This is a genomic window from Myroides sp. NP-2, from assembly GCF_014145665.1.
Classification (GTDB): domain Bacteria; phylum Bacteroidota; class Bacteroidia; order Flavobacteriales; family Flavobacteriaceae; genus Flavobacterium.
Window position 1 is genome coordinate 1 of the sequence record NZ_JACHTD010000018.1, and the last position, 14,130, is coordinate 14,130.

A 14,130-nucleotide genomic window follows, 5' to 3' on the forward strand; every position below is an offset into this window, starting at 1 on the left:
TAATAGTGAGTATAAACTGGCCTTTGGATTAAAGGGATCGGGTAATTTGTTGAATGTGGATTACAGCAAGCTGAGTATTTATGAACAGAGCGATCCCATAGTAGCCAACAACGTAGAGAACGCCTTTGGTGGGAACCTCGGAGTGGGTATGTTTTTATACTCAGAGAAAGCCTATGTGGGTGTATCAGCGCCTAATTTGTTTACCCAAACCCGCTATGACGACAATGCTGTCAATACCCTAGCTCAACGCATGCACCTGTATGTAACCGGAGGCTATGTGTTTGACCTGAGTTATAATTTGAAATTAAAACCAGCGGCCATGGTTAAGATGGTTGAAGGATCGCCGCTTCAGGTAGACTTGAGTGCGAATGTTATGTTTAGAGATAAGTTTACTTTCGGAGCGGCTTACCGCTGGGATGCTGCAGTGAGTGGATTGGTTGGTTTTCAAGTAACAGACAATATGATGATCGGCTATAGTTACGATGCCGAAACCAGTAAGCTGTCTCGTTACAACTCCGGATCCCATGAGATTTTTCTGCGCTTTAATTTGTTAAACAGCTTTAAGCGCGTAACCGCGCCAAGGTTCTTTTAAAGTTGAATATGATGAAAAAAATAGTATATCAAGTAAGCCTTGTCGCACTTTTGTTGATCGTTGGTGTTACACTCAGTCATGCTCAGATCCGCAAAGAAAAACAAGCAGATAAAAACTTTGATCGCCTGGCCTATGCCAATGCCATCGAAATTTATGAAAATTTGGCTAATCAAGGTTATGTCAATACCTCCCTTTTACAGAACCTAGGAGATGCGTATTACTTCAATGGAAAGCTAACCGAAGCCCATCAGTGGTATAGTGAACTTTTTGAAGGGGACTACAAGGACAAAAATATCGCACTTGTACCTTCTGAATATTACTACCGTTATGCGCAAACCCTTAAAAGTCAAAAGAACTACGGGAAATCACAAGATTTGATGGATCAGTTTTACAAGTTGGAGGGCGGAGACTCTCGCGCAGCCTTGTACAACAAGAATCGCGATTACGTCAATCAGATCGCACGCAATTCAGATCGCTATGAGATCACCGCATTGGGGTTAAACAGCGAGTATTCGGACTATGGGGGAACCATTGTGGGGAATAGCTTTGTTTTTACCTCTGCAAGAGCAACCGCCGCTAAAACACAAAGTGATATTCACTCCTGGACCAATGAAAGCTATACGAGTTTGTACAGTGCTCAAATCAATAATGAGGGCATTGGAGAACCTGTGCGTTTACCCATGGAGAATACCAGTATTAATGAGGCAACAGCCGTATTCACTGCTGATGGAAAGACGATGTATTTTACGCGTAACAATGTCAAGAGCAATGGGAAAAGCAAGCAAAATAAAGCACATACCTCTTTACTGAAAATATACAAAGCAATAAAGCAAGCGGATGGGCAGTGGGGACAGGTGGAAGAATTACCGATCAATTCGGATGATTTTAATACCGCCCATCCCGCTTTAACTCCCGATGGAAAGTGGTTGTACTTCGCCTCAGACCGCAAGGGAAGCATTGGACAATCGGATTTATACCGCATGGCACGCTATGAAAATGGCAGCTATGGCCCAGTGGAAAACCTTGGAAAAACAATCAATACAGAAGGAAGAGAGAGTTTTCCGTTTATTTCCTCCGATAACCAGCTGTATTTTTCCTCTGATGGTCATCCCGGACTTGGTGGATTGGATGTTTTTGTGTCGCGTATTTATCCAGACGGAAGTTTGGGACCCATCGTGAATATGGGAGAACCTATAAACAGTTCACTAGACGATTTTAGCTTCTATATAGATCCCAAAGAAAACAAAGGGTTTGTCAGCTCTAATCGACCAGAAGGCAAAGGAGGTGATGATATCTACTTTTGGGTAGAGAAACCGTGTAAACAAACTATACAAGGAACCGTCTACGACAAGCAAACTAAATTGCCAATTCCCAACGCTACTGTTGTGATTTCCGATGCGGTATATCAGAAAACTGATACGTTGCGCACCAATAACAAAGGGTATTACATAACGTCCTTGCTGGATTGTGGAATTAAATCGCGCCTTCGAGCAGAAGCTATATCCTATAATACGGCAGAAGTTGTGTTTAATAGTAATGATGTCCCAGGCATAAAGACTGTCGATATCGGGCTTGAACTCCCTGAAATCCCTATTGAAGTTAATGACGATTTGTTCAAAAAGTTAAATCTAAAACCAATATACTTTGATTTTGATAAGGCAGACATCCGCTATGATGCTTCTATTGAGTTGATGAAAGTGGTGGAATTGATGAAGAAATACCCAAGTTTAAAGGTAGATGTTCGCTCTCATACCGATAGTAAAGGAAAAGACGCCTACAACTTAAGCTTATCCGATCGCCGCGCCAAGTCAACCATTCAATGGATGATTATGCAAGGAATTGATCCGGATCGTCTACTAGGACGTGGTTATGGAGAAACCCAATTACTAAACCGTTGCAGCAATGGCGTTCGCTGTAGCGATACCGAACACCAAGAAAATAGACGAAGCGAATTTATTGTCTTAGCAAAATAAAGATAGAAGAATAAGCAATTTTTTTTAAATCATCCTGCTGTAGGATGTAAAACCAACAGCTGAAGTTTAGAGAGCTCCTAGACTAGGAGCTTTCTTTACCAAAAGAAAGTGAAAAAGACACACCTAAAAATAGAGGGCTAAATGCGAATTATTTACCGCTTTCTACTCGAGATGGCACAACTTTTGGTTGACTATTTTGTGAGAAATAAATCAGCCACTAGTACTCGTTTGCTTTGAAGTAGTCTTTCAAATCTTTCTCCCTTTTTCTTATTGAGATGTGTATATTTTATATGAAATTATCAGTTGATTTTTTTGACGATGTAGCATAAAACTGTTTGAGAATTTTTGCGAGATAATGTAGTATAAGGTAATGATGTTTATAAACTTAAATAGTTAAGTTAAGAAGCAAAGTTGAGTTGTCCTTAATCCTGATTATTATGCCCTTACAAAATTTATTTCTTATTCTATTAGTACCAATCGTTTTTTATGAAGTACTGACCGCTTGTTTTAAGCAAGTATCCCATAGCAAACGAATAGGGTATAGAACACTGACTTGGTTTAGTTATTTTGTTCTTATTCAACTGGTTTTAGTCATTTATGAAGATATACTCGTGAACAATTTGGTTCACTTTCCAATCTGGATCTTGATGTTTCTATTTTATGGGCCGTATCTCAATTTGATTATATCCACCTGGGACGCAAGGGAACGAGAAGTGAAATACAATAAATACCTGGGGGACTTCTATAGCATGATGTGTATTTTCATTTGTGGAATATTCATCGCCTTCATCAACGCCGATTGGCCCTATATTTTTGAAGGTATTGGCGGAGTAGTAGTCCTGTCTTTTGTGTATTACGGAATAAGCATAGGAAGGAAGATAGTAAAACTAAGTCATGAAACCGAGGGGCCTCCTACAAGAAAACAAGAAATAGGTAGGTGGTTGCATTTGAGCATCAGTAGTGTTTTAGTCTTACTCTTTTTCTGGATTTCTCAAGATGTAAAATCGTCTGGACTGCTATTTTTATTGCTGCTCTATGTTTCGCTCGCTTTTTTGAGAAAAAATAGGGAAAACAAAACAATAATAAACATCCATGAGCAAGGAGAAGAAAATGAAGAGGATGAAAAATGGGAGGACGATGCCTATCTGATGGATGATGCTGATGTGAACCAACCAAAGTATGAGCAAACAAAATTGAACGAAATCGTTCTACAACGGTGCAATATTAAAGTCAAGGACATTATTATCGAAAACAAAGCTTTTTTAGATGCCAATTTCAAAATGACTGATCTAGCCGCTCAAACTAAAATATCGCGCTATTATTTAGCACAATATTTTAATGTTGTTCACCGAATGAACTTTCGAGAATACATTAATAAGCTGAGAATTGATCATGTGGTGCAATACATTAACGACTCCAATAATAAAGATAAATTAAGCGTCAATGACCTATTCTTAGAAAGTGCATTTAACTCAAAAACATCTTTTTTTAAAAGTTTTAAACATGTTTTAGGATGCACTCCTTTTGAATACCTAAAAAAATGCCAAGATTAACTAGTATAGAAAGACGCTTTAGGGTCAAAAATTTAAAAACAAACAGTAACGCGAATTAAGAATGAAAAAAAGTTGATCTACTTTTTTATGTAGTCCAATTGATTTGTATAGAGTAAAAGAATTTTTAAAACCCTCGTGTTACTGTCTTGTTTTTGATAGATTCTGATCCCGAATAGCAAAATATTCACTCTCCTGTGATGAACATTGATTGTTGTTTACCATCTGTTTAAGCAGGTAGGAGCGAAAAAAATACGCCTTGATAAAACTCTTTCTAAAATAAAAGAAATGCATTGTTCTTGAGCAATAAAATGCTTGATCATATAGAAGAGGTTGTGCACAGTAAATCTGTTGTTTCCTAGAAGTATTGCCCATTCTTTTGTGGGCATACTTCTTTTTTAATCCACAGAAATACCACAGCAAATACGAATTTAAAAACAAAAACTCCTAATAAATAATATAAACAAATAAAAAAATGAGAAATGTAAATTGATCCAAACGACAAACAAAACTACACATGCTCGTCACTAATACTAATTATAATAAGGCAGCTATCCAATTTACTTGAATTGAGTTCTATCATTTTTAGTGGATTGCTTTAAAAAAAAGAATACTATGAGAAAAATAGCTTTACAAGAAAATGTGATTCAAACTTCGTCTTCTGAAGTTTTAACCAGATTAAAAGTGTTGTTAGGGGTAAGAACAGCGAAAGAATTAGCTGAAATTTTTGATTTGAAACCCAATACAATTTCGTCTTGGAAAAAGAGAAATACAATGTCCTACGCCAAGGTTATTGAAGTTTGTCATCACTTTAATATTGATTTGAATGAATTATTTTTTAGCGATTATCAAAATCTATCTATTGATAAAAGTTATCGAAATATCCCCATTATTTATATTGAAGATTATTTGGAGTATTATTTGAGCATGCATGCAAAACCCAAAAAATTAAAACAAATTTACGTGCCTAAACAAGTAGGCTTTGAAATTGTTATACAGCTGTATACAACCCTGAAAGACCAAGTCAATGCAAAATTAGTCTATGCCTTTTGTAAAAAAGTGCAATTTGCCGACATAACCATGGGCGAAAACTATGTATTCCTATTGAAGAACAAAGGATTCCAAAAATATAATGTGGTGGAAGTAGATAAAAAGAACAATAGAATTAGTCTTTACAAAGAAACAGAAGAATTGAGTTGGGTCAATGCCAAAGAAATTGTAGAAGTCTATCATATTGTCAATTATTTGTCGTGCTAATTAAACAAACTCAGCATACTCAAGAAGAGATGAATAAAGCATATTTTGAACACAATCTAGTGATGACCAAAAAAGGAGTACCAAATATAGCACTGTAATTTTTAAAAAAAGAAGAGGTTTACTCTTCTTTTTTTGTTTTATTCTCAGGGATATTAAAAAAAAATGGATGTTGTGTGGTCTTCGCTCTTATATAATGGTGAATCAAACCAAAATAGACGGGAAGACGACTCTTTTTACCATGTAAAAAAGATATTTAAAATTGGTAAAATGTGGTTATAATACCTTTTTTAGTCTGGCTAATCCCCCAAAAACCGCCTCTTTTTACAGCTATCCTTGGTTCGTTTTCTTCTATTAAAAAAAATCGAAAACAGCACAAATGCGTATCTTTTTTACAGCATACCTACCGCGTTTCTAATTTTTAAAGGTTACAAAACACCAATTCTGCTTCAAAATTGGCAATTCATTCAATTTTTTGGCATAGAGCTTAGGTGAAAGAGCAATAATTTTGAAGCTTTCGTTGTTGTTGTTTTATCAAAATGTTTTTTCTTAATTCAATGAAATTTAAATGTTTATTGATTTTTTATTAAAAAATTTACGATAAGTAAAAACATATATACGGTTTTACTCTCACATTTTTACACTTTTACAATCTTATTTTACACGGGGGTAATTTCTTTGTCTTCAGAGATAAATAGAAAAATCCAACAGTTATTTCAAGGGATTGTCGATCGAGATAAAACCAGCTGATCCAAACTTCTTTGACTTGACTAATGAAGCGGAATAAACCTTTGTTACAGTAAAATAAAAGTGACTTCCCTGAAACATAACCCAAACTAACTAACTGTTATCCATTTTTTAAAAATAAAAAAAGTGTAATAGTTTATGCTCCAATAAAATATCTAGGTAAAACAGTTTAAAAAATGGAAGTTATTATAAATAAATGTACAATTAAATAATGAAAAATAAAGTGCTACAAGAAAATCAAAACACCAGTTCTGCAATAGAAGTGTTAACTAAGTTAAAAGTGTTATTAGGCGTAAAATCAAGCAAACAATTGGCGCAGATTTTTGAGCTTAAACCCAATACTATTTCCTCTTGGAAAAAGAGAAATACACTTTGTTATGCAAAGATTATTGACGTCTGTAAACAACATCAAATTGATCTGAATGAATTATTTTATTCTAACTACCCTAATAAAGCAATTGAAAAATTTTATACCAATATTCCAATTATCTACATAGATGATTACTTGGAATACTATTTGAGCATCAAGACTAAGCATCAAAAACTCAAACAAATCTACTTGCCAAAAAGCTCAAACTTTGACATAATTATTCAATTGTATGCACTCGTAAAAGAAAAAGAGCAACCCCAATTAATGTATGCCTTTTGCAAAAAAATTGACCATTCCCTAGTTGTCGAACATGAAAACTATGTCTTCTTCGTACAAAATAAAGGATTTCAATATTTTAAACTGATCGAAGTAAGTAAGGACAAAAGCACGTTTAAAGTTAAAAAAGAAGAAGAAGAGCCTATCGATATTCTCGCAAAGGATGTCATTGAAATATTTCAATGGAAAGATTCTTTGATGTGTTAATGAAGTTGAAGTGTGAAAGAGGATATAAAAAAGAATAAAAAAGAGAGAAGGAGGAGCAATCAAATGATAGAGACAAGAAACTAAAAGAGCAAAAGGAAGGCAAACAAGAAAGCAAGAGACATAAATTTGAAAGTAATGGAGCTACTAAAGTACATTTTGATTTCCATTCCCATGATTTCTTCTATGACGTGTGGGAGCATGCTACTCGTTGTATTTTACAAAAATCTGTCCGTAGCAGAAACACCTATTTTACGAACCTTAGGAGGTTATTATGGCGTGTTGATTGTGTTGTGGTTTATTGATAACCTTACGCAAAAAACACAGGCTATTCGGATCAGTTTATTGCCTATTATGCTGCTACTTGTTTGCCTTTCTCAAGTTTTATTTTACCATTTCGTGAGTTTCTTTACGCCCATGAAAAAGAAATTCAACTACTATCATTACATACAAGCCATTTTTTTGGGCATTATGTCCTATGTTTTTTTGTATGTCTTATCCAGAACAGAGGGATTTCACACCTTAGATCATCAATTCCTCCTGTCCAAAAGTTTAAGTACCTGTATGGGGATATGCATAACTTACTACACTTTTCTCTTCTGGATTCGCGTGTACAAATACCAAAGGGGAATAGAACATAGTGGAAAGAAAAAACTCAGTTGGATCCACTTGTTACTCTTGGGAAAAACCGTTTTCTCTGTGCTAATTTTATCGAATAACAAAAGCGTTTGGGTGTATACTTTAACCGTTTTAACCATGTCTTTTCAACATATTGTTTTGACATTTAATCTTTTACAAGAAAAAAAACGAATAAAAATTCCCCAAAGCTACAAAACCAATATTCTATTGTCTTCAGGACAGATTATTAGTGTAGATCAAACAGGTACACAAAGTAATGACGTTTTGGAATCTAGTTTTGTGCACGCCAATGATAACGCAAATAATTTATTGACGCAACGCGATATTGTAGCGTATTTTACACAAAGTAAACCCTATACAGACAAAAATTTTCGGTTAGAAACAATCGTCAATCACTTTGGCGTTAATCGAACTTATGTTTCAAAATTTATTAACGTGACCTATCATTGTAATGTAAGCCAGTTTATTAATTCATGGAGAATCAAAGAAGTGGAATACCTACAAAAAACAGACAAAGAAAGCAACCTGGAACACCTAGTCGTTCAGGCAGGATTTTCAGATTATAGACATTATGTGAGAGCTGTAAAAAATGCAGAAAAAAGACAACGGTTTTAAAGGAAGAACAAGGTATGAATTATGACTATTTTTTTATAGGGCTCTCATTTTCAGCCTCGGTATTTTCGACGTTTTTATGCCTTGTATTATTGGGATTAAAGCTGGCGAAAAATACCTGTGACTTGGCAGTGAAAAAAGCGATTGTTATTCTAATCTCATTTTTCGCCATCAGTATCTTTTTTTATAGCACAACCTTCTTTGAAGCTTTTAGCCTAGTGCGTTTATCGTATATCAAGGAATTGAATTTTCAAAGCGCTCTGTTGATGCCTATCCTTTTTTATCATTTCATCTTTGAGCTAACCCGATTAAAGAAAGCAGATAAATTTTATTATTTCAACTATGTAACCTGTATTACTATTGGACTTTCCCTTTATTTTTTCCAAACAAAGCAAGGTAATCCACACGCCGGAATCCACTTTCCTGTGCAAGGATTTCCCTCTTTTTGGGTTGCCAAGGAAGCAATCCTTTTAGCAAGCATGTACAACGTCATTTACCTTACTTTATCGCTATATCGATTGATTCGATACCGCAAAAATATTAGCAATTACTCCTCCAACGAAGAACAAGACTCCCTGTTGTGGTTATACCCCATTTTTGTGCTTGGCTTTTTGTTGCTCCCCGGATCTATCGTGTTCTACGTGGTTCCCGTTGTGAAGCAGCATCTATTTTTTGGCCAACTCTTGCCTAATGGGTTGTTTATGTTTTTTGCAATCAGTCTTTGCTATAATGTTTTTTGTGAAAACTTCGCCTTAGGAACAGAAGATATACTTGAAGAAACCATAACCGCAAATAAATTGAAAAAGACAAAAGAAAAAGAATTGTTCATTAATAAAGATACTTTTGAACAATATATCGCCGAAAAAAAACCGTTTTTAAACCCCCAATTAAAAATTACAGATTTACTGTATGATCTGATGACCAATCGAAGTTATCTCTCCCAGTTTATCAATACAACCTATAAAATGAACTTTTCTCAGTATATTAATCACTGTAGATACCAGGAATACCTCCGTTTACAAGCCTCTTTAGGTGCAACAAAAAAAACGCAAGAAGACATGATTCTTGCCAGTGGATTTCGAAGCTATGAGAGCTTTAAACGAACACAAGATTCCTTCCTCGAAAGAGAAGGAGCTGATAGACGTATAAGTTCCTAAGCGACTATCCGCCCTTTACCTCCTGACAAAACAACCCAATCCAAGGACTAAATACGACGGATAAAATAGAATTTCCCTATGTTGAAATAAGTTATTTCTTTATAAAATTACTTTGAAAAGCGCGGAAAATGGGTATTTTTGTTTTCATAATTATTAAAAAGAGTATTATGTCAACGATAGAAAGAACAAAGTGTTTAATTATTGGATCAGGACCTGCAGGGTATACAGCGGCAATTTATGCAGCTAGAGCAAATATGGCACCTATTTTATACCAAGGATTACAACCCGGCGGACAGTTAACAACAACAAATGATGTAGAAAACTTCCCTGGATATCCTGACGGTGTGACAGGACCTGAAATGATGTTGCAACTTGAAGCTCAAGCCAAGCGTTTTGGAACAGATGTTAGAGACGGATGGGTTACTAAAGTTGACCTTAGCGGAGATATAAAAAAAGTTTGGGTAAACGAAACAACCGAAGTACACGCAGATACAGTGATTATATCTACAGGTGCAACTGCTAAATACCTCGGCTTACCTTCAGAACAACACTATTTAAACCTCGGTGGTGGGGTTTCTGCTTGTGCTGTTTGTGATGGATTCTTTTACAGAAATCAAGAAGTAGTAATTGTAGGTGCTGGAGATTCCGCTTGTGAAGAAGCACACTACCTATCTAAACTTTGTAAAAAAGTAACCATGTTAGTGCGTAGCGATAAATTTAGATCGTCTCGAATTATGGAAGATCGCGTGCGCAATACAGAAAATATTGACATCCTAATGAATACTAGCACTGTTGAAGTATTAGGCGATGGAAATGTCGTTTCGGGTGTTAGAGTGAAAAACAACGAAACAGGAGTGGAAACAGATATTCCTGCCACTGGATTTTTCGTTGCTATTGGACATAAACCCAATACCGATATCTTCAAAGGACAATTGACCATGGATGAAACGGGATACTTGATCACAACAGGCAAAACAAGTAAAACAAATGTTGAAGGAGTTTTTGCTTGTGGAGATGTGCAAGATAAAGATTACAGACAAGCAATCACTGCTGCTGGATCGGGTTGTATTGCCGCTTTAGACGCTGAGCGATACTTAGCCTCAAAAGAGTAAACAAAGTGACAGTAAGCGAAGGAAATTAGAACTTATTCACCTTGTTCTTCTTTGACCTTCACTACATAACAGATTAGGGATAAGATACTTGTGTCTTATCCCTTTTTTATAGGTTATTTTTTGTGTCTTTATTTGAATTTAATAGAGCGCATGATAAGATATTTTTATCTTTGTACTTTAAAACCTCGTCATGCTTTTATTAAAAAATATATCGTTTAGTTATACCGCCAATTATACCGTTATAGACGCCATTGATTTAGTTATTGAAAAAGGAAAACACGTCGCCTTATTAGGAGAAAGTGGCTGTGGTAAAAGTACCCTGCTTAAATTAATCTACGGATTACACGACCTCGATCAAGGTGAAATTTTTTGGAATAACAATCAAGTACTCGGTCCTGCCTATAACTTGGTTCCTGGAATGGACAATATGCGCTATCTCGCTCAAGATTTTGACCTGATGCCGCATACCACAGTCGCAGAAAATATTGGAAAATACCTATCGAATTTTAACCTAGAAAAAAAGCAAGCGAAAATAGCAGAATTACTTGAACTAATCGAAATGACTGCATTCGCAGATGTCAAGGTAAAATTATTAAGTGGCGGTCAACAACAACGCGTTGCTATAGCCAGAGTACTCGCACTCGCTCCTGAAGTGTTGCTGTTAGATGAGCCCTTTAGCCATATCGACTATGCTCGTCGAAGCGTTTTGAGACGCAAAATCTTTGCTTATTTAAAAGAACACAATATAACCTGTATCGTCGCTACTCATGATAGCATGGATGTATTGAGTTTTGCCGATGAAACTATCGTACTCAAAGAAGGTCGTGTTGTCGATTTTGGCGATACAAAAGATTTATACGAATTTCCATCCGATAAATACGTAGCTACACTTTTCGGTGAAGTCAATGAACTTTATATCTCCGACTTTACACCTGACACCCGAGAAGATGAAGTTTTACTCATCTATCCACATCAATTGATGATCTCTAAACAAAAAGGAGTCCTAGACGTAGAAATTCAACAATCCTACTTTTGTGGCGATGGATACCTAGTGCATGCTCAATTTAAAAACAACAGAGCATTGTATTTCAACCACCCAGTTGAAGTACAAGCGGGTACGCAAGTGAAATTAGCCTTAAAGAAATTTAGTTAATAGTCGACAGTTGACTTAGTCAACTGTCAACCTTTCTATTATTTCTGAATTAAATCTAATATTTTTACCCCCAAAACAACCCCATGTGTAGTTTTACGATCCGAAAAAGAAGTGAAATAATCAATTCTAAAAGGTCTAAACTTACCAAAACCAAAGTTATTTAAACCAATACCAAATTCTTTATAGGTAGGTTTATCAGGGGTATGCAGCAAGTGAAAACCAACAATAATCGAATACCTGGTCTTGTTTAACAAAGGGATTTTGTTGATTAAGAAACCGCGAAAATCGTGTTCCATGTGAAATTCAACATAGGATTTATTCGTACTATACTCGTAGTAAGGAAGTAGGTTGAACTGTTTATTGTAAATAGGAGAGGAACCAATAAAAGTTTGATTCCCGTTAAAGTGTTTGAAATCTGTAAATGGAATCTTGTTTTGCTCAAAGAATTGACCGATGGATATTCCAGTATACAACTCCCCAAACGTTCCAATATTATTTTGGTATTTCGTTCCAATAGATCCAAAAGTATAACTATAGTTTCGGTCGGTTGTATTGAGTGCTTTCTCCAAGTGCACCTCTAAAATAGGGTATTTAGATTGTTGAATATATTGCTTTTTAGTAGGATAGCTAATCGTTTTTTGATCAAAGACCACCTGCACATTCATTTGAAGCTTAACCACCTCGTTTTGCTTAAAAGAAGGCGATTCAAAATCCGTTGGATCTAAGGGATTGTTGGAAGTGAAGTCTAATGTAGGTACAAAAGGAGGATTCTGAATATTGTTGTATAAATTCTTTCGATAGGCATATTCCAATTGTGCCTCAAACTTAAAGTTGGTGAAAGCGTATTGGCTGTACTTTAAAGAGAGAAACTTTTTTTGAAAGTATTTCGCATAGTTTTTTCCAAACCAAGCAGAAGCAAAAGAATTAATAGGCTTTTTAATTGGATCATCCTGATTGAATTGCTCAATAGCCTCACCCGCCTCTAAGCGAAGTGTGCTGTAATTCTGTTGATTAAACACATGAGAAGCATAGCCCGAAAAGCGAAACTTGTTTTCACTAAACCCATAACTGACATTCACCCCATAGGACGTTGCCGCATTATCAGGACGCAATTTAGTATAGTCTAGCCCCGAGGTGATATTAAATCCTTGTACTGCATTAAAAGCAAAAGTAGAAAGCAAACCGTGATAGCTGTAGGTTGTGTTTTTATAGGAGTTGACGTATTTATACCCCTTAATTAACTTGAATACCGTAAAGTTATTCGTCCTCTTGTCAATCGAATCTAATATGCTTTTGGTGTCATCGGTCAAGAAAATCGATTTTTGATCGAAGTATTTCTTTTCGCTTTCCATTAAACTAAAGGGGCGAATAGACGCTAGTTTTTGGTCTTCATCAAGATTGTAATCTTTGGTAAAGGTCAAATATTCATTGGTTTTGTTTTCCATTAATTGGGCAGGTTTTTCTGTATAATGTGAAAAACTACTTTCAAATTTACCAATGAAGTCAAAAACAATGAATTTTCCGTCAAAAACCAACGTTTGGGACGCTTTTACATGGGCATCAATCGAAGGAGAATACGTATAGGTTTGCTTGATCTGCAGGTTGTTGATGTTCTTTACATTTACATTATTTCCCTTCATTTTGGCGTAAAAAGAGAGTACTTGCCAGTTCTTACTAGTAAATTCAATATAACCCTCCATAATTGGCTCCCGATCGCGTTTTGGCGAGAAGTAAATGCGGTATAACGTTTCCTCACCCACCTGTTCCTTCGAGATAATATCAAAAAAATAGTAGGTATTAGCATAGGGAAGGAGGGGAGAAATCACATTGATCCGTTTCGATACCTCAGAACTAAAAATATTAAAATCATTGTCTGTCCCCGTTAAAAATAAAAGATCTTTGGAATTTCCTCTCTCTTGTAATGCGTGAACTGTTTCCTTACTAAGAAGTTTATCGCGATAATCCAAATCAGATGCAATTTCACTGAGGTAAATAAAATTACCTATTTGTTCGCTATCAATGTCTAAGGCAGGATCTAAATCCTTTCTTTTTTGACCTAAATAAGAAGAGCGTTGGGTGTTTAATTGAAGATCTCCTTTGGCATAATACGACGCTTGGTAGTTGTTGGTGCGCTGTGAAAAATGCGCGTAAACCAAGGAAAGTAAATAAGACGCATATTCATCTTGTTGTTCGGTATATAGAATGTTGCGCTTATCTAGGGGAAGTAAATGTATAGCCCAACCATCTGTTTGATTCTTGTACTTAATTTTTTGGTTCTCATAGCCTTCTTTTTGAATGTAAATAGGCGCTTTCGAATCCCAATTAATTGTAAAAAAACCAGCTTCATCTGTTTGCGTATGGTGATTGGTACCAGGTATAAAAACCAACACCTGACCTATCGGTTTATGGTTTTCTGTAGTAATTCTTCCTGTAATCGTCTGTCCATAACCCAAAACTCCTAATAGGAATACTAAGAGGAGTAACAAGTATA

Annotated in this window: 10 protein-coding genes; 9 read left to right on the top strand and 1 reads right to left on the bottom strand. The window is 35.7% G+C overall.

The window, feature by feature from the left end:
* The 9 genes from H4K35_RS14055 to H4K35_RS14095 all read left to right on the top strand — a co-directional run.
* Nucleotides 1-592: type IX secretion system membrane protein PorP/SprF (locus H4K35_RS14055; protein ID WP_182628588.1), on the top strand; the 592-nt coding region annotated here is incomplete at its 5' end.
* 8 nt (nt 593-600) lie between these two features.
* Nucleotides 601-2,565, top strand: a complete 1,965-nt coding sequence (locus H4K35_RS14060; RefSeq protein WP_182628589.1) for an OmpA family protein — start codon at nt 601-603, stop codon at nt 2,563-2,565.
* Nucleotides 2,566-3,002: 437 nt separating this feature from the next.
* On the top strand, nt 3,003-4,118 hold the full coding sequence (locus H4K35_RS14065) for an AraC family transcriptional regulator (protein WP_182628590.1): 1,116 nt from the start codon (nt 3,003-3,005) through the stop codon (nt 4,116-4,118).
* Between the two features lie 612 nt (nt 4,119-4,730).
* Entirely contained in the window at nt 4,731-5,372 is a 642-nt protein-coding gene (locus H4K35_RS14070) for a helix-turn-helix domain-containing protein (protein ID WP_182628591.1), read from the top strand.
* Nucleotides 5,373-6,327: 955 nt separating this feature from the next.
* Nucleotides 6,328-6,969 carry a helix-turn-helix domain-containing protein gene (locus H4K35_RS14075; protein ID WP_182628592.1) on the top strand — a complete coding sequence of 214 codons (642 nt, stop codon included), beginning with the start codon at nt 6,328-6,330 and terminating at the stop codon, nt 6,967-6,969.
* 135 nt (nt 6,970-7,104) lie between these two features.
* Nucleotides 7,105-8,220 (top strand): helix-turn-helix transcriptional regulator, encoded by a 1,116-nt coding sequence (locus tag H4K35_RS14080; protein WP_182628593.1) that lies wholly within the window; start codon nt 7,105-7,107, stop codon nt 8,218-8,220.
* A gap of 128 nt (nt 8,221-8,348) precedes the next feature.
* Nucleotides 8,349-9,374 (top strand): hypothetical protein, encoded by a 1,026-nt coding sequence (locus H4K35_RS14085; protein WP_286467652.1) that lies wholly within the window; start codon nt 8,349-8,351, stop codon nt 9,372-9,374.
* Nucleotides 9,375-9,541: 167 nt separating this feature from the next.
* On the top strand, nt 9,542-10,486 hold the full coding sequence (trxB, locus tag H4K35_RS14090; RefSeq protein WP_182628595.1) for a thioredoxin-disulfide reductase: 945 nt from the start codon (nt 9,542-9,544) through the stop codon (nt 10,484-10,486).
* Nucleotides 10,487-10,676: 190 nt separating this feature from the next.
* Complete coding sequence (locus tag H4K35_RS14095) at nt 10,677-11,639, top strand: ABC transporter ATP-binding protein (protein ID WP_182628596.1); 963 nt, start codon at nt 10,677-10,679, stop codon at nt 11,637-11,639.
* 38 nt (nt 11,640-11,677) lie between these two features.
* Here the strand turns inward: H4K35_RS14095 and H4K35_RS14100 are convergent, their stop codons facing one another.
* Complete coding sequence (locus tag H4K35_RS14100) at nt 11,678-14,125, bottom strand: DUF5686 family protein (RefSeq protein ID WP_255492486.1); 2,448 nt, start codon at nt 14,123-14,125, stop codon at nt 11,678-11,680.
* Between the last annotated feature and the right edge of the window lie 5 nt (nt 14,126-14,130).

Excerpts from the sequence above, each read along its gene's own strand:
- H4K35_RS14095 (WP_182628596.1), top strand. The coding sequence starts at position 10,677 with ATGCTTTTATTAAAAAATATATCGTTTAGTTATACCGCCAATTATACC.
- trxB (WP_182628595.1), top strand. The coding sequence starts at position 9,542 with ATGTCAACGATAGAAAGAACAAAGTGTTTAATTATTGGATCAGGACCT.
- H4K35_RS14060 (WP_182628589.1), top strand. The coding sequence starts at position 601 with ATGATGAAAAAAATAGTATATCAAGTAAGCCTTGTCGCACTTTTGTTG.
- H4K35_RS14080 (WP_182628593.1), top strand. The coding sequence starts at position 7,105 with ATGGAGCTACTAAAGTACATTTTGATTTCCATTCCCATGATTTCTTCT.
- H4K35_RS14070 (WP_182628591.1), top strand. The coding sequence starts at position 4,731 with ATGAGAAAAATAGCTTTACAAGAAAATGTGATTCAAACTTCGTCTTCT.
- H4K35_RS14065 (WP_182628590.1), top strand. The coding sequence starts at position 3,003 with ATGCCCTTACAAAATTTATTTCTTATTCTATTAGTACCAATCGTTTTT.
- H4K35_RS14075 (WP_182628592.1), top strand. The coding sequence starts at position 6,328 with ATGAAAAATAAAGTGCTACAAGAAAATCAAAACACCAGTTCTGCAATA.